This is a genomic window from Pseudomonas trutticola BRTCR10, assembly GCF_056155105.1.
In genome coordinates, this window is the sequence record NZ_CM149552.1 from 2,056,327 (window position 1) to 2,071,604 (window position 15,278).

Consider the following 15,278-nt stretch of genomic DNA (forward strand, 5'->3'; position numbering starts at 1 on the left):
AACAGCATTGAGCACTGTGGTCATTGAATCCATGGCCGCTCAGGCGAAGAGTGGAGTCACAAGAAATCACTCACCGCACAGGTTCGAGGACGTCATGACCCAAGCTTTGATTTTCGATGCATTACGCACGCCCCGTGGTAAAGGCAAGGCCGATGGCGCCTTGCACAGCGTCAAACCGGTGAATCTGGTTGCCGGCCTGTTGACCGCGCTGCAGCAGCGCACCTCGCTGGACACCAGTCAGGTCGATGACGTGGTGCTCGGCTGCGTCACGCCGATTGGCGATCAAGGATCGGACATTGCCAAGACCGCCGTACAAGTCGCCGATTGGGACGTCAGCGTCGCGGGTGTGCAAATCAACCGGTTCTGCGCCTCGGGTCTGGAAGCGGTGAACCTCGGCGCGATGAAAGTGCGCTCAGGCTTCGAAGATCTCATAGTGGTCGGCGGTGTCGAGTCGATGTCGCGGGTGCCGATGGGCAGCGACGGCGGCGCCTGGGCACTGGATCCGCAGACCAACCTGCACAGCCACTTCACCCCGCAGGGCGTCGGTGCGGACCTGATCGCCACAATCGAAGGTTTCAGCCGTCAAGATGTCGATGCCTACGCGCTGCACTCGCAGCAGAAAGCGGCGCGGGCGCGGGCCGATGGCTCGTTCAACAGGTCGCTGGTGCCGGTACGGGATCAGAACGGCATCATCCTGCTCGATCACGATGAGTTCATTCGTGCCGAGTCGACGCTGGAAGGTCTGGGCAAGCTCAAACCGAGCTTCGAAATGATCGGCCAGATGGGCTTCGATGCGACGGCGTTGCGGGTTTACAGCCATGTCGAGCGCATCAACCATGTGCACACACCGGGCAACAGTTCCGGCATCGTCGACGGTGCGGCGCTGATGTTGATCGGCTCTGAGGCCAAGGGGCGAGCATTGGGCCTGCAACCGCGGGCGCGCATTGTTGCCACGGCAGTCACCAGTACCGATCCGACGATCATGCTCACCGGTCCGGCGCCGGCTACCCGCAAAGCGCTGGCGAAGGCCGGTCTGCGGGTGGAAGACATCGACCTGTTCGAGGTCAACGAGGCGTTTGCTTCAGTGGTGCTGAAATTCATCAAAGACATGGCGGTCGACCCGGACAAGGTCAACGTCAACGGCGGCTCGATCGCCATGGGCCACCCGCTGGGCGCGACCGGTTGCGCGATCCTCGGCACCTTGCTCGATGAACTGGAAACCCGGCGCCTGCGTTATGGCCTGGCGACGCTGTGCGTCGGCGGCGGCATGGGCATTGCCACCATCATCGAACGTCTCTGAGCCCCGAATTCAAGGAACCTTGTTATGAACGAAGTCATTCGTTACGAAAAAGGCCAGGACGCCATCGTCGTCCTGACTATCGACATGCCGGGCCAGAGCGCCAATACCATGAACGCCGTGTATCGCGAGGCGATGGCGGCCTGTGTTGCCCGGCTTGTCAGTGAAAAAGACAGCATCGCCGGGGTCATCATTACCTCGGCGAAGAAAACCTTCTTTGCCGGCGGCGACCTGAATGAATTGATCAAGGTCGGCAAGCCCGAGGCCAAGGCCTTCTATGACATGGTGCTGACCCTCAAGGGGCAATTGCGCACTCTGGAAACCCTCGGCAAACCGGTGGTCGCGGCCATTAACGGCGCGGCGTTGGGCGGGGGCTGGGAAATCTGTCTCGCGTGTCATCACCGCGTGGCGCTGGACGATTCGTCAGTGCAACTGGGTCTGCCGGAAGTCACTCTGGGCCTGCTGCCGGGCGGCGGCGGGGTAGTGCGTATGGTGCGCATGCTCGGTATCGAAAAGGCGCTGCCGTATCTGCTCGAAGGCAAAAAGGTCCGTCCGCAACAGGCGTTGCAGGCCGGTTTGATCGACGAGCTGGCGACGGATCGCGATGAGTTACTGGCCAAGGCGCGCGCGTGGATCATTGCCAATCCGACGGCGGTGCAGCGTTGGGACGTGAAAGGCTATCAGATTCCCGGCGGCACACCGTCGAATCCGAAAGTCGCGCAAATGCTCGCGATTGCACCGTCGATCCTGCGCACCAAAACTCAAGGCACGTTGCCTGCGCCAGAGAAAATTCTCTGCGCGGCCGTCGAAGGCGCGCAGGTGGATTTCGACACTGCACACCTGATCGAAACCCGCTACTTCACCGAGTTGACTACCGGGCAGATCTCGAAAAACCTGATTGGTACCTTCTGGTTTCAACTCAACGAGATCAATGCCGGTGGTTCGCGTCCGCAAGGTTTTACGCCGTTCGTCACGCGCAAGGTCGGTGTGCTCGGCGCCGGGATGATGGGCGCCGGAATCGCTTTTGTCAGCGCCTCGGCCGGTATCGAGGTGGTGCTCAAGGACGTCAATCTTGCCGCAGCAGAGAAGGGCAAAGCCCATTCGGCAGCGCTGCTGGACAAGAAAGTGGCGCGCGGTCAGATGGATGCTGCGCAGCGGGAAGCGGTGCTGGCGCGGATCCAGACCAGTGAAAACGATGGCGATCTGGCCGGGTGTGATCTGATCATTGAGGCAGTGTTTGAAGATCGCGAACTGAAGGGCAAAGTCTCGGCAGCCGCGCAGAAAGTCGTCGGCGCTGAGGCTGTCATTGCCTCTAACACTTCGACCTTGCCGATCACCGGTCTGGCGACCGCCGTGCCCGATCAAAGCAAATTCATCGGCCTGCATTTCTTCAGCCCGGTGGAGAAAATGCCGCTGGTGGAGATCATCAAAGGCGCGCAGACCAGCGACGAAACCCTGGCGCGCGGGTTCGATTTCGTCCTGCAAATCAAGAAAACCCCGATCGTGGTCAACGACAGTCGCGGTTTCTTCACCTCACGGGTGTTCGGCACCTTCACCAATGAAGGCATCGCCATGCTCGGCGAAGGCGTGAGCGCGCCGATGATCGAGACCGAAGCGCGCAAGGCCGGGATGCCGGTCGGGCCTCTGGCGATCTCCGACGAAGTTTCCCTCAGCCTGATGAGCCATATCCGCAAGCAAACTGCCAAGGACCTACAAGCTGAAGGGAAACCGCTGATTGAGCACCCGGCGTTCGCCGTGATTGACTTGCTGCTCAACGAATACAAGCGTCCAGGCAAGGCCGCAGGTGGCGGTTTCTACGAATACCCGGTCGGTGGCCAGAAACATTTGTGGCCAGAACTGAAGACCCGTTTTGAGAAGGCCGACGGGCAAATCTCGCCGAAGGACGTGCGCGACCGGTTGCTGTTCGTGCAAGCCATCGAGACCGTGCGTTGCGTGGAGGAGGGCGTACTCACCTCGACGGCGGACGCCAACGTCGGTTCGATCTTCGGCATCGGTTTTGCGGCATGGACCGGTGGGGCATTGCAGTTCATCAACCAGTACGGCGTTAAGGATTTCGTTGCGCGCGCGCAGTATCTGGCGGAGCAATATGGCGAGCGTTTTGCGCCACCTGCGCTGTTGCTGGAAAAAGCGGCGAAAGGAGAGCTGTTCTAGGCGATAGGGAATACATTCCGGGGCTTGCCTTGCCAGGGTGTTTCAAGGCAGGCTCTGGGGTGTTCATTATTCCCATCACGTGTCAGGTATTTTTTATGTCGCTACGCATCTGCATTCTGGAAACCGACATCCTGCGTCCGGAACTGGTCGATCAATATCAGGGTTATGGGCAGATGTTTCAGCGCCTGTTCTCGCAGCAACCGATTGCCGCCGAGTTCACGGTCTACAACGTGATGCAGGGCGAATACCCGAGCGACGAACAGACCTTCGATGCGTACCTGGTCACCGGCAGCAAGGCCGATTCGTTTGGCACTGATCCGTGGATTCAGACCCTCAAGGAATACCTGCTGAACCGTTACGAGCGTGGCGACAAACTGCTTGGCGTATGTTTCGGCCATCAACTGCTGGCGCTATTGCTCGGTGGCAAGAGCGAACGCGCAACCCAGGGTTGGGGCGTCGGTACCCACAACTACAAACTCGCGGCCAAGGCGCCGTGGATGAACCCTGTGCGTGAAGAGCTGACGTTGCTGATCAGCCACCAGGATCAGGTCACTGCGCTACCGGAAAACGCTACGGTCATTGCTTCCAGTGATTTCTGCCCGTTTGCGGCGTATCACATCAACGATCAGGTGCTGTGTTTCCAGGGGCATCCGGAATTCATTCACGATTATTCGCGTGCGCTACTGGACCTGCGTCAGGAAGCACTGGGTTCGCAGATTTACAGCAAAGGCGTGGCCAGCCTGGAGCAGGAGCACCATGGCACCACGGTGGCCGAGTGGATGATGCGTTTTGTGGCGCACAAGCCTGAGGCTAAAGCCGTTTAAAGCCGGATACGGACCCTGTGGCGAGGGAGCTTGCTCCCTCGCCACAGATCTACAACCACCCCGAGCGCTTGAAACTCGCCCACAAACTCACACACCCCACTGTAATAAAGCCCAACACGGCGAAGTATCCGTAATGCCAGCTCAACTCCGGCATGTTCTGGAAGTTCATCCCGTAAATCCCCGCCACCGCTGTCGGAAACGCCAGAATCGCCGCCCACGCGGCAAACTTGCGCTGCACCACGCTCTGCCGTGACGCTTCCAGCAACACACCAATTTCGATGGTCTGGCTGGCAATGTCGGCCAGCGTTGTCAGGTCTTCCATCTGCCGCGTCACATGGATCTGCACATCGCGAAAGTAGGGGCGCATGTTCTTGTCGATGAAGGGAAAGCTGAGCTTCTGTAGCTCCTCGCTGATTTCCACCATCGGCGCTGCGTATCGGCGCAAGCGAACAACATCACGGCGCAAGCCGTGCAGCTTCTGGATGTCGTGTTCGTTCAATGCACTGCACAACACGTTACGTTCAAGCTCATCAATCTCGGCATGAATCGCTTCGCCCACAGGCTGATAGTTCTCGATGACGAAATCGAGCAGCGCATAAAGTACGAAATCTTCCCCATGCTCCAGCAACAGCGGACGCGCCTCACAACGTTGACGGACATGGGCGTAGGACGCCGAGTGGCCGTTGCGCGCGGTAATGATGTAGCCCTTGCCCGCGAAAATGTGGGTTTCGATGAACTGCAGGATCCCGTGTTCGCGGATGGGCGAGTAGGTGACGATAAACAAAGCGTCGCCAAAGGTTTCCAGCTTCGGCCGACTGTGTTTCTCCAAGGCATCTTCGATGGCCAGTTCGTGCAGGTTGAACTGTCGCTGCAGGTTGGCCAGCTCTTGCGCGTCCGGCTCTTCAAGACCGATCCACACAAAGTGACCGGTTTTTGCGGCCCAGGCGGCGCCTTCATCAAGGGAAATATTGGTGACTTTCTTACCCGCGCTGTACACCGCAGCGGCAACAACTCGACCCATGGTGGTGGTTCACTTCTTCTTGGCAGTGGCAGGGAATACAAGGCTTTAGCTTAGCCGTGTCGCTGCTTGAGAGTCAGTGAAATCTGCACAGTTCAGCGGGCAAAGAAAAACCCGCACAGGGCGGGTTTGTTTTTCACGCGGCTTGCAGTTGTCGATCCATCGATGCGATGCACTCGCGCATCTGTTCGCGGCACTGCTGGATGAGCATGGGCATGTCGTCCATGGTCATTCCGGCGGTAGGAATGGCCGGCAGCGAGCGTATGAGAATTTTCCCGCTGCGCCAGCGATTCAGGCGCATGTGCTTGATATAACTGCTGACACACACCGGAACGATCGGCACCCCGGCGGCAATCGCCATCTGGAACGCGCCTTTCTTGAATGGCAGCAGCTCTTCGCCGAGGTTGCGTGTGCCTTCCGGAAATACCCAGATCGACGTGTCTTCGTTCTGCAAAGTATTCGTCGTGGTGAGCATCGACTGGCGCGCCTTGTGCGCATTCCCACGGTCGATCAACACGTTGCCGGCCAGCCAGAACAGTTGCCCGAATAGCGGCACCCATTTCAGGCTCTTCTTGCCAATGCAGACAGTCCGGCGCGGAACGACATTACCGAACACGAACAGATCATAGTTGGATTGATGGTTGGCGATGATCACGCAACTGTCGGGCTTGTTCATCAAGCCGCTGACATCGGTCTTCACTCGCAGGCGCAGAATGCACATGGCCGGTAATGCGTAGAGGCGCGCACACAGACGGCTGTTGTCCGGGTTGAATGGACGGCACACCCCGAGAATCACCCCGAGTACACCCGCCACCATAAAGTGCAGGCCCATCAATAACATACGAAACACGAACAGCATTTTCAGGCCCCACCGGGACAAAAGGTGGCGCAGTGTACGGATGTGCACTGTTTTCGGCAATTGCCGCTATAGAGTCCGGAGATAGGCGATGTTTAAGCGCATGTTTCCGACTGGGTTGTCAGACGCATCCTAGAGCTATTGAGGTTTTGTAAACCGTGCATGCAAGAAAAAGCCCGACACGACGGTCGGGCTGTTCTTTATGGCGGGAACCGGGTGATTAACCCAAATGTTCCTGATCCTGGATGATCGCGTTGTCCAGGGTTTCCAGCAGGGCTTTGCGCACTTTCAGCTTGGTGTTTTTGTGCGCAGTCATGTTGATCTTTTTCAACTGACGCGCAGCAGCGAGGGCGGCGCCTTGCAGTTCCTCGGCGGCAACTACCTTGTCGAGGAAGCCAGCATCCACAGCACTTTGCGGATCGAACATCTCGCCATTGATCACCGAGCGGTGAAACGCCGAGCGACGCAGGCGATCACGGGCCAGCTCGATACCGGCATGGTGCATGGTCATACCGATCTGCACTTCGTTCAGACCAATGCTGAACGGGCCATCGACACCGATGCGGTAATCGGCGGACAACAGAATAAAGGCACCTTTGGCCACGGCGTGCCCCGGGCACGCAACAATCACCGGGAAGGGGTGAGAGAGTAAGCGACGAGCCAGCGTCGAGCCGGCGGTCACCAGCGAAACCGCTTCTTTAGGGCCGGCAGTCATGACTTTCAGGTCGTACCCGCCGGACAGAATCCCTGGCTGGCCGGTAATGATCACGATGGCACGATCAGCAACCGCCTGATCCAGCGCCGCGTTGAACGCCGCAATCACGTCCGGGGAAATGGCATTGACCTTGCCGTTGCTCAGGGTCAGGGTCGCGATACCGTCTTCGAGGTGGTAGGAAATCAACTCACTCATGACGCTATTCCTTGTAAGAAAGATGGGCAGACGTTACCCACCACCGTAGGCCAGGTAAAGCGCCGTGACTGACCCGCCGGTCACCGATTACCGGCTCAACCGGCGTACCGCGCCGTTCTGCTTCTATATAGAAGGGCCATGCCCACCGAAGATTGGCCGGTTTGCCATGACTCATCGGCGGGGCAAAACGACTTTTTCTCTTAACCGCATGAAAATTCTGAAAAAAAGTTTGCCATCGGAAAAGCTTTCGACTACATTAGCGCGCCTCGACAGACAGAACATGTTTGAAGAGATACGGTGAAGTGTCCGAGTGGCTTAAGGAGCACGCCTGGAAAGTGTGTATACAGGAAACTGTATCGAGAGTTCGAATCTCTCCTTCACCGCCACATTCAGTACACAAAACCCCTGATTTCGAAAGAAGTCAGGGGTTTTGTGGTTTCTGGCGTCTGGATTTTATCGGACGCGCCGCCGAAGTCCGCCTCACCTTTGGCAGGGATTACAATTGCGCATTTATTTACCAGTAAAAGGACGATTTCATGATCATTTCCACCACTCACGCCATTGAAGGCCGTCAGATCACTGCGTATCTGGACATTGTCAGCGCCGAGTCGGTGCAGGGCGTCAATGTGATCCGTGACATGTTCGCTGGCATGCGCGATTTTTTTGGTGGTCGTTCGCAGACGCTGGAACGGGCTTTGAAGGAGGCGCGGATTCAGGCGACTGAAGAAATCAAGGAGCGGGCGCGTGCTCTGCAAGCCGATGCGGTGGTCGGGTTGGACTTTGAGATCAGCATGCCTGGCGGTAAGGGTGGGATGGTTGTGGTGTTCGCAACCGGTACCGCAGTGAAGTTGCGCTGAATTTTGATCCCAGGCCATGTGAGCCCATCCAGGTCGATGGCGACAAGGTGGGGCGTATCGGAGGGGTGATTCGGTGTAGGCCATTCGTCGGGCATCAGTTCATCTGAATAACAAGTCCAGGAATGACCGACTAGTCTCAAAAGTCTTGGAGGTCGATATTTTTTCAGGCAAAAGCGCTTTGCCGGTGTCGACCCGATTTGAAGGGGCGAAGGTATGACTGATCCGTATATCGAAGACGATGGCGCTGAATTTTCCTTCAACAACTGCGTACGGTGCGGCCAGACCGAGTACCAGTCTGGTTTTGGCGAGGACCCGGTGCAGACCGGCAAGATCAAGTCCACGGCACCGAAAGGGCCGAAGGCGAAATTTCTACCCAAGGTCGCGATCCGCGCCCGCAAATAATCCGGCTGCTAACAACCCCGTCAACGAACGGGGTTTTTTACGTGTGGCAAACGAGCTGGGAAATGTCCTACGTGGTTTTTTAGGTTTTCACAAACTTTTCACGTTCGCCAAAGTAGGGTGAAGCCATCCGTTAGAAAGCAAGTCTCCAGCCCGTCTCCCCAGCGGGCTTTTTTTTGCCTGTCATAAAACCTTTTCCAGAATCGCTGTCCAATCGGCGCCGAGTACGCGCAGCGCTCCGATTTCGTCTGGACTTTTGCGCTCCGACGGCATTAAATCCCGGCCCTTTTTGTCATCCCAATTTTTGAGGTTTCCGTCATGCGTTTAACTCTGCCTGCTTTGGTTCTGGGGCTTTTCGTTGCTCAAGGTGCGATGGCTGCCGGTGACGGTACCGCGGCGCTGGGTGGTGGTCTGGGTGGCGCGTTGGGTAACGTTGTCGGCCAGAAAATGGGCGGCAGCACCGGTGCCGCGATTGGCGCTGGCGTTGCGGGCGCAGCGGGTAGTGCGATGGCGGCGCGTAAAGGCAGTCGCACCAAAGCAGCCATCGGCGGCGGTGTCGGTGCAGCTGGCGGTTCGGTAATCGGCAACAGCCTCGGCGGCAGGACCGGCGCGACCATTGGTGCCGGCCTGGGCGGCGCGGCGGGCGGTGCGGTAGGCAGCAACCTGTCGAAAGGTCACAAGCGTCACTGATCCAAAACGCTTGTCAGAAAAAGCCCGGCTCAATGCCGGGCTTTTTCATGGCTGAACGTTTTTCCCGCCGAAGTCTCCAATCTCACATAGGCCCTTGTGTGGGCGAACTGTCCCGATTCGGGAACTGTGAGGTTCATATGCGTTTGTCATTATCTGCACTGTTTTTCGGATTGCTGGTGGCTCAGGGCGCGATGGCCGCCGGTGATGGTTCGGCAGCCGTTGGTGGAGGGCTGGGTGGCGTGCTGGGCAATGTCGTCGGCGGACAACTCGGTGGTAGCACCGGTGCGGCGGTCGGCGCCGGTGTAGGTGGCGCGGCTGGCGGTGCCGTCGGGGCGAATAAACGCAATCGCACCGAGGCCGCCATTGGTGGCGGCCTCGGTGCGGCGGGCGGTTCAGTGATCGGCAACAGTCTTGGCGGCTCAACCGGATCGGCTGTCGGTGCAGGATTGGGAGGCGCGGCGGGTGGTGCGGTCGGCAACAACCTGGGCGACGATGGCGGGAAGTCTCATTCCGGTGGTGGTCACAAGCATAAGAACAAACATAAGAACCGCCATCGTTGATGGATGGTTAAACAAAAACCCGGTCGTGAGCCGGGTTTTTCGTTTCTGCAGTAGGGGGGAACGATTGGCTGTTGGGCTTTTCGAAAGTGATACACACCCCGAATTATGAGGTTTGCCATGACTCCCGAAACCGAAGGCAAGGAAGAAAAAGGCCCGAGTGGGCTGCCGTTTATCAATGATCCGGGGAATGAGGATCCGGGGTCGCTGATGGATGACGCGACGGTGCCGTTGAACGATGCTGATGAGGCGGATATGGAAGACGAAGAGGATGAAGATGAGCAGTGACCGAATTCCCGATGGCTTCTAAATGCCGATGGCGTAAAGTTTGAATCTTCAGGGCCTGTGGTTGTGCAGGCCCTCATCGCCGCAGAGAACATTGCCCGTTGCTCAATGTCCATTGCGCTCGTTATGCTGCTGAACCCTTTAATCAGATCCGCGCAGCGGCGCCAGTCGTCGCCCGGGATGTCTTTGAAAACGGATCCGATGATGAATGCACCGCTGAAGGCGTTCGGCCCGATCAAGGCCGTGATTTTCGATATGGACGGGTTGCTGCTGGACACCGAGGGCATTTACACCGAGGTCACCTCGCTGATTGCCGGGCGCTACGGGCGTACCTTCGACTGGAGCATCAAGCAGAACATCATTGGCCGTGGGGCCAACGATCTGGCGAATTATGTTGTGCAGGCGCTGGATTTGCCGATCACTGCCGAAGAGTTTCTGGTGATTCGCGAGCCGCTGATGCGCGAGCGTTTCCCCACTGCACAAGCGATGCCCGGGGCGGAAGAGCTGATTCGCCACCTCAAGGCGCACAACATTCCGATCGCAGTGGGCACCAGTTCGTCGCGGCAGTCGTTCGGCCAGAAAACCACGTTGCACCGTGACTGGTTTGCGCTGTTCGATTTCATCGTTACGGCAGACGATCCGGAAGTCGGCGCAGCCAAGCCGGCGCCGGATATTTTCCTGACCGCCGCCCGCCGTCTGGGTGTCGCGCCCGAGGATTGTCTGGTGTTCGAGGATTCGCCGTTTGGCGTCACTGCAGCGAAAGCGGCAGGCATGACCGCCATCGCCATTCCCGACGCCGCCATGGCCGATGAAAAATACGCACACGCCGACGGGATTCTTCGGTCGTTGAAAGGGTTTGTCCCGAGCGCCTGTGGCTTGCCAGCGCTGGAATGGGCCTGAACGCAGCATGAAAAAACGCCGCCCCTCTGTTGAAAGAGGGGCGGCGTTTTTCTTAAAGACGAATCAGAGGATCAGGCGCCGAAACCACCGTCAATGGTCAGGCTTGCACCGGTGATGTAACCCGCTTCCGGCCCCACCAGATAAGCGACGAAACCGGCGATTTCATCGGCTGTACCGTAGCGACCCACCGCCATCAGCGGAATAAGGCTTTCGGCGAAGTCACCGTGCGCCGGGTTCATGTCGGTGTCGACCGGGCCGGGTTGCACGTTGTTGATGGTGATGCCACGTGGGCCGAGATCCCGCGCCAGACCTTTGGTCAAACCCACCAGTGCCGATTTGCTCATTGCGTAGACACCGCCGCCGCCGAAGGGCATGCGGTCAGCATTGGTGCTGCCAATGTTGACGATGCGCGAGCCTTCGCCCATGTGTTTGGCGGCTTCCTGCGAAGCGATGAACACGCTGCGTACGTTGATCGCCAAGGTCTGATCAAAATCTTCCAGCTTGAAATCTTCCAGCGGAGCGATGGCCAGCACCCCGGCGTTGTTGACCAGAATGTCGAGGCGGCCAAAGGCTTCGACGGTGGCGCTGACCGCATGGCGAATGGCTGCGGCGTCAGCACTGTCAGCCTTGATCGCCAGGGCCTTGCCGCCGTTGGCAGTGATGCTGTTTTGCAACTCTTCAGCCTTGGCGGTTGAGCTGACGTAGGTGAAGGCAACAGCAGCGCCTTCAGCGGCCAGACGTTTGACGATGGCAGCGCCGATGCCGCGGGAACCGCCTTGAATCAGAGCGACTTTGCCGCTGAGGTGTTGAGTGGTCATGTTCGATCTCCAGATGTTTCAAGGCGGGGTGCCTTGTTGTTGGAGCCGAGTATCGGCCGCGCATCGACAACCGTGTAGACCCTGATTGCTATAGTCTGTGTAAACCAGAAGTTTATAGTGGCGATCATGGAAACCTTCAGCAGTATCGAATGCTTCGTGCGTAGCGCCGAAGTCGGCAGCTTTGCCGAGGCCGCCCGGCGCTTGAGCCTGACGCCGGCAGCCGTCGGCAAGAGCGTGGCGAAGCTTGAAGTGCGGCTCGGTGTACGGCTGTTCCAGCGTAGTACACGCAGCTTGACCCTGACCGAGGCTGGTCAGCTGTTTTTGAGTCAGGTCAGTGCCAGTCTCACGACCATCCAGAATGCCGTGGCCAATTTGGCCAGTGTCGAAGGCCTGCCAGCGGGGACATTGAAAGTCAGTATGGGCACGGTGTTCGGACGTTTGTACGTCGTGCCGTTGCTGGAAGAGTTTTTACGTCGGTTCCCGGCGATCAACCCTGACTGGCATTTTGATAACCGTCAGGTCGATTTAATTGGCCAGGGTTTCGATGCGGCGATTGGTGGCGGATTTGAACTGCCCCAAGGTGTCGTTGCACGCAAATTGGCCCCCGCGCATCGCGTGTTGGTGGCGTCTGCTGACTATCTGCAAAAGCACGCGGCGATCGCCGAGCCGGATGACCTGCAACATCACGATGGCATTCTGATTCGTTCGCCGCAAACCGGTCGAGTACGCTCTTGGCAGTTGATCAGTAGCGGCAGTCAGCTTTGTCGACCATTGACCCTCAAGTCGCGAATGACCATGAGCGATTCCGAGGCGGCGTGTGCAACGGCGGCGCAGGGCTTGGGCATTGCGCTGGTGAGCATGCCGTTTACGGTGGGATATCTGCAGGCGGGAACATTGCAGCGGGTATTGCCGGACTGGTTTGTCGATGACGGCAACATTTCGATCTACTACGCCGAGCACAAATTGTTGCCGGGCAAGACTCGGGCTTTTGTGGATTTTGTGATTGAACAGTTTGCGCAGCAGGGGTTGGCTCAGCGGTTCAGTGCTATCTGAGTGAGGCTTGAGACCGAGTCAACCCGTTCGCGAGCAGGCTCGCTCCCACAGGGGAACTGCATTCCAAATGTGGGAGCGAGCCTGCTCGCGAATGGGGCGACCCGATTTCCGCTGATGACTCAGCGGGCAAACCGACCCGGCCAGCCAATGATGTTTTTCGGCCGCGGCGTCGCGTACGTCCGTACCTTGGACGTCGACAACCCCAGGCGCACCAGCGATTCCGCAATGGTCACCGCGGCCGTCACCCCGTCCACTACCGGTACCCCGGTACGCCGGCGAATCTGCTCATCCAGCCCGGCCATTCCGCCGCAACCCAGGCATATCACTTCGGCCTTGTCCTGCGTCACCGCCAACTCCGCCTGATGCACGATGGCTTCCAGTGCGCGGTGCGGCTCGTGTTCCAGCTCCAGAACCGCCAGACCACTGGCCCGCACCGAAGCGCAACGATCCCACAGACCGGACAACTTCAAACGATCCTCGATCAGCGGCACCGTGCGATCCAGCGTGGTGACCACCGAGTACGCGTGGCCAAGAAACATCGCTGTACTGGCCGCCGCATCGGTGATGTCCACCACCGGTACGTTGAGCAGCTCCTGCAAACCTTCGCGACCATGTTCGCCATAACCGGCCTGAATCACCGCATCGAACGGCTGATCGTAAGACATCACCCGATCCATCACCGCGATGGCGGCTAGATAGCTTTCGAAATTGCCTTCAATCGAATCGGCGCCGAAGTACGGCGTCAAACCGACGATTTCCGTACCGGGTGAGGCGACGGCCTGCGCCGAGCGAGCGATGGCCTGAGTGATGGATTCGGTGGTGTTGACGTTGACCACGAGAATTCGCATGGGAAGTCCTTATAGCGGGCAGTTCTGCGGCCCGAAGTCCGGGCCGCGAAGAAGTTAGTGGCAGACGTTGTCGACAGCGATGGACTCGCCATTGACGTCGGCGTAGTGCGGCTGACGTTTGGCGATGATCAGGTAGAGCATTCCGGCGATTCCCGCACCGATCAGCCAGGAAAACGGCGAAACACTGTGGAAACCGGGAACCAGCGCCAGGACGATGGCGATCAATGCCGCAGGAATAAACGCCGCCACCGCACGGAAATTGACCCCGTGGCTGTAGTAATAGGCGCCGTTGGGATCTTCGCTGTAGAGCTGCGGAACGTTGATCCGACCTTTGCGGATCAGCCAGTAGTCGACCATGATCACGCCGTACAACGGGCCTAGCAGGGCGCCGAGTCCGGAGAGGAAATACACGATCACCAGCGGGCTGTTGTAGAGGTTCCACGGCAGGATCAGCACGGCGATGGTCGCGCTGATCAGCCCGGCACGGCGGAAGGTCAGGTATTTCGGCGCCAGATTGCTGAGGACAAACGCCGGGGCGACGAAGTTGGCCATGATGTTCACCGCCACGGTGACAATCAGGAACGCCAGGCAACCGAGGACCAGGAAGAACGTATTGGGAATCGAGGCGATGATTTCTGTAGGACTTTCGATGATCCGGCCGTTGATCTGGAATTGCGCGCCACACAGCAGAACAGTAATCGCGGCGAACACCAGAATGTTCACCGGCAAACCCCAGAAATTTCCGACCTTGATGGTTTTGCGGCACGGCGAGGAGCGGGCGAAGTCGCAGAAGTTGAGGATCAACGTGCCGTAAATCGCCAGCCACAATGCGCCGCCGGCAAAAATATTGCGCCACATCTCACCGCCGGTCAGTGGTTCGCGGATCGACCAGGCGATGGTTGCGTTGGCCTGGAAGTACATCCATGCGGCGAGAGCGGCGACGGTGAGCAAAATCACCGGGCCGGCGAACGCCTCGTAACGGCGGACCATTTCCATGCCGTAGGCGAGGATTGCCAGTTGCACGAACCAGATCGCCACGAAACACACCCAGCCCAACGTCGACAGGCCGAGGATCGAGTTGTGGTCGTATTCAGCAAAGCCCGGATGGACCGCCGTGAGCAACACCCGGAAAACCACTGACGCCAGATACGTCTGAATCCCGAACCAGGCGATGGCGATAACCGCCCGAATCAGCGCAGGAATTTGCGCGCCGTGAATACCGAAACTGATCCGGCTGATCACCGGAAACGGCACCCCGGTTTTCTGCCCCATGTAACCGGACAGGTTCATGAAAAAGTAGACCAGTGCCGCGCCTATCCCCAGCGACAGCAGAATCTGCCAACCGCCCAGCCCCAGGGCATACAAGCCGATAGCAAACGAGTAGTTGGCGATGTTATGCACGTCATTGGTCCACAGGGCGAAAATGCTGTACTTGCCCCAGCGCCGACCTTCGGCTTTGGTCGGCGCCAGATCACTGTTGTGCAGACGGGGGCTCAGTTGCAACGGCTCGACCAGACCGTCGTACGGCAAGGGCTGATCGAGTGCGGAGGAGGGCAGATTCAGCGCGATGTTGTTGGAGAGACTTGTACGCATTCCGGCAGGCTCCTGATGGGCGGGCCGCGATGACTGTGCATGAGCCCGGGGCTCGACAAATCTTCGTCGCGGCCAGCAAACATCACTGGTTACGGGGCATCTGCAGCCTGTACGGGATAGGGCGCTTCAGGCTTGCGGATCGAAAGTGTTTAGTCATGTTTTGCAGTTTTGTATACAAAACATGTATGCACCAAAGCCAGA

Annotated in this window: 17 protein-coding genes and 1 tRNA gene; 12 read left to right on the forward strand and 6 right to left on the reverse strand. The window is 58.4% G+C overall.

Annotated features, from left to right (window positions below; genetic code table 11):
* The first annotated feature begins 94 nt into the window (after positions 1 to 94).
* The 3 genes from ACVVH8_RS09260 to ACVVH8_RS09270 all read left to right on the forward strand — a co-directional run bounded on the left by ACVVH8_RS09260 (position 95) and on the right by ACVVH8_RS09270 (position 4,293).
* Complete coding sequence (locus tag ACVVH8_RS09260) at positions 95 to 1,300, forward strand: acetyl-CoA C-acetyltransferase (RefSeq protein ID WP_475229617.1); 1,206 nt, start codon at positions 95 to 97, stop codon at positions 1,298 to 1,300.
* 24 nt (positions 1,301 to 1,324) lie between these two features.
* Positions 1,325 to 3,469 (forward strand): 3-hydroxyacyl-CoA dehydrogenase NAD-binding domain-containing protein, encoded by a 2,145-nt coding sequence (locus ACVVH8_RS09265; protein ID WP_475229620.1) that lies wholly within the window; start codon positions 1,325 to 1,327, stop codon positions 3,467 to 3,469.
* A gap of 95 nt (positions 3,470 to 3,564) precedes the next feature.
* Positions 3,565 to 4,293, forward strand: coding sequence for an amidotransferase (locus ACVVH8_RS09270; RefSeq protein WP_103303816.1), 729 nt, complete (start codon positions 3,565 to 3,567; stop codon positions 4,291 to 4,293).
* A gap of 49 nt (positions 4,294 to 4,342) precedes the next feature.
* Here ACVVH8_RS09270 and ACVVH8_RS09275 read toward each other — a convergent pair whose 3' ends face one another.
* The 3 genes from ACVVH8_RS09275 to ACVVH8_RS09285 all read right to left on the reverse strand — a co-directional run bounded on the left by ACVVH8_RS09275 (position 4,343) and on the right by ACVVH8_RS09285 (position 7,077).
* Positions 4,343 to 5,314 (reverse strand): magnesium and cobalt transport protein CorA, encoded by a 972-nt coding sequence (locus ACVVH8_RS09275; RefSeq protein ID WP_100848073.1) that lies wholly within the window; start codon positions 5,312 to 5,314, stop codon positions 4,343 to 4,345.
* Between the two features lie 133 nt (positions 5,315 to 5,447).
* Positions 5,448 to 6,170 (reverse strand): lysophospholipid acyltransferase family protein, encoded by a 723-nt coding sequence (locus ACVVH8_RS09280; RefSeq protein ID WP_213028047.1) that lies wholly within the window; start codon positions 6,168 to 6,170, stop codon positions 5,448 to 5,450.
* 217 nt (positions 6,171 to 6,387) lie between these two features.
* Positions 6,388 to 7,077, reverse strand: coding sequence for a crotonase/enoyl-CoA hydratase family protein (locus tag ACVVH8_RS09285; RefSeq protein ID WP_315448875.1), 690 nt, complete (start codon positions 7,075 to 7,077; stop codon positions 6,388 to 6,390).
* 64 nt (positions 7,078 to 7,141) lie between these two features.
* Here ACVVH8_RS09285 and ACVVH8_RS09290 point away from each other — a divergent pair, with 64 nt between their 5' ends.
* The 8 genes from ACVVH8_RS09290 (at position 7,142) to ACVVH8_RS09325 (ending at position 10,765) form a co-directional block, all read left to right on the forward strand.
* A complete protein-coding gene (locus tag ACVVH8_RS09290) occupies positions 7,142 to 7,378 on the forward strand; it encodes a hypothetical protein (RefSeq protein WP_213028048.1) in 237 nt (78 codons plus the stop codon).
* A tRNA-Ser gene (locus tag ACVVH8_RS09295) sits at positions 7,374 to 7,463 on the forward strand. The genes ACVVH8_RS09290 and ACVVH8_RS09295 overlap by 5 nt, the downstream gene beginning before the upstream one ends.
* A gap of 150 nt (positions 7,464 to 7,613) precedes the next feature.
* A complete protein-coding gene (locus ACVVH8_RS09300) occupies positions 7,614 to 7,934 on the forward strand; it encodes a YbjQ family protein (RefSeq protein ID WP_103303855.1) in 321 nt (106 codons plus the stop codon).
* Between the two features lie 213 nt (positions 7,935 to 8,147).
* Positions 8,148 to 8,336 (forward strand): hypothetical protein, encoded by a 189-nt coding sequence (locus ACVVH8_RS09305; protein ID WP_401301798.1) that lies wholly within the window; start codon positions 8,148 to 8,150, stop codon positions 8,334 to 8,336.
* Between the two features lie 315 nt (positions 8,337 to 8,651).
* Positions 8,652 to 9,023 carry a glycine zipper domain-containing protein gene (locus tag ACVVH8_RS09310; protein WP_103303857.1) on the forward strand — a complete coding sequence of 124 codons (372 nt, stop codon included), beginning with the start codon at positions 8,652 to 8,654 and terminating at the stop codon, positions 9,021 to 9,023.
* A 137-nt stretch (positions 9,024 to 9,160) separates the two neighbouring features.
* Positions 9,161 to 9,583, forward strand: a complete 423-nt coding sequence (locus tag ACVVH8_RS09315; protein WP_103303858.1) for a glycine zipper domain-containing protein — start codon at positions 9,161 to 9,163, stop codon at positions 9,581 to 9,583.
* A gap of 117 nt (positions 9,584 to 9,700) precedes the next feature.
* The gene (locus ACVVH8_RS09320; protein WP_177431394.1) at positions 9,701 to 9,868 is read left to right on the forward strand and encodes a hypothetical protein; all 168 of its coding nucleotides are present in this window, start codon (positions 9,701 to 9,703) and stop codon (positions 9,866 to 9,868) included.
* A gap of 201 nt (positions 9,869 to 10,069) precedes the next feature.
* The gene (locus tag ACVVH8_RS09325; protein WP_103303859.1) at positions 10,070 to 10,765 is read left to right on the forward strand and encodes an HAD-IA family hydrolase; all 696 of its coding nucleotides are present in this window, start codon (positions 10,070 to 10,072) and stop codon (positions 10,763 to 10,765) included.
* A 71-nt stretch (positions 10,766 to 10,836) separates the two neighbouring features.
* On the opposite strand, the gene ACVVH8_RS09330 is transcribed toward ACVVH8_RS09325, so the two are convergent.
* Complete coding sequence (locus tag ACVVH8_RS09330) at positions 10,837 to 11,583, reverse strand: 3-oxoacyl-ACP reductase family protein (RefSeq protein ID WP_103303860.1); 747 nt, start codon at positions 11,581 to 11,583, stop codon at positions 10,837 to 10,839.
* Between the two features lie 126 nt (positions 11,584 to 11,709).
* Here ACVVH8_RS09330 and ACVVH8_RS09335 point away from each other — a divergent pair, with 126 nt between their 5' ends.
* Positions 11,710 to 12,636 (forward strand): LysR family transcriptional regulator, encoded by a 927-nt coding sequence (locus ACVVH8_RS09335; protein WP_475229623.1) that lies wholly within the window; start codon positions 11,710 to 11,712, stop codon positions 12,634 to 12,636.
* 119 nt (positions 12,637 to 12,755) lie between these two features.
* Here the strand turns inward: ACVVH8_RS09335 and ACVVH8_RS09340 are convergent, their stop codons facing one another.
* Together ACVVH8_RS09340 and ACVVH8_RS09345 are read right to left on the reverse strand one after the other, a co-directional pair.
* The gene (locus tag ACVVH8_RS09340) at positions 12,756 to 13,484 is read right to left on the reverse strand and encodes an aspartate/glutamate racemase family protein (RefSeq protein WP_103303861.1); all 729 of its coding nucleotides are present in this window, start codon (positions 13,482 to 13,484) and stop codon (positions 12,756 to 12,758) included.
* A 54-nt stretch (positions 13,485 to 13,538) separates the two neighbouring features.
* Positions 13,539 to 15,077: an NCS1 family nucleobase:cation symporter-1 gene (locus ACVVH8_RS09345; RefSeq protein ID WP_475229626.1), complete on the reverse strand. Its 1,539-nt coding sequence runs from the start codon at positions 15,075 to 15,077 to the stop codon at positions 13,539 to 13,541.
* Positions 15,078 to 15,278: the final 201 nt, after the last annotated feature.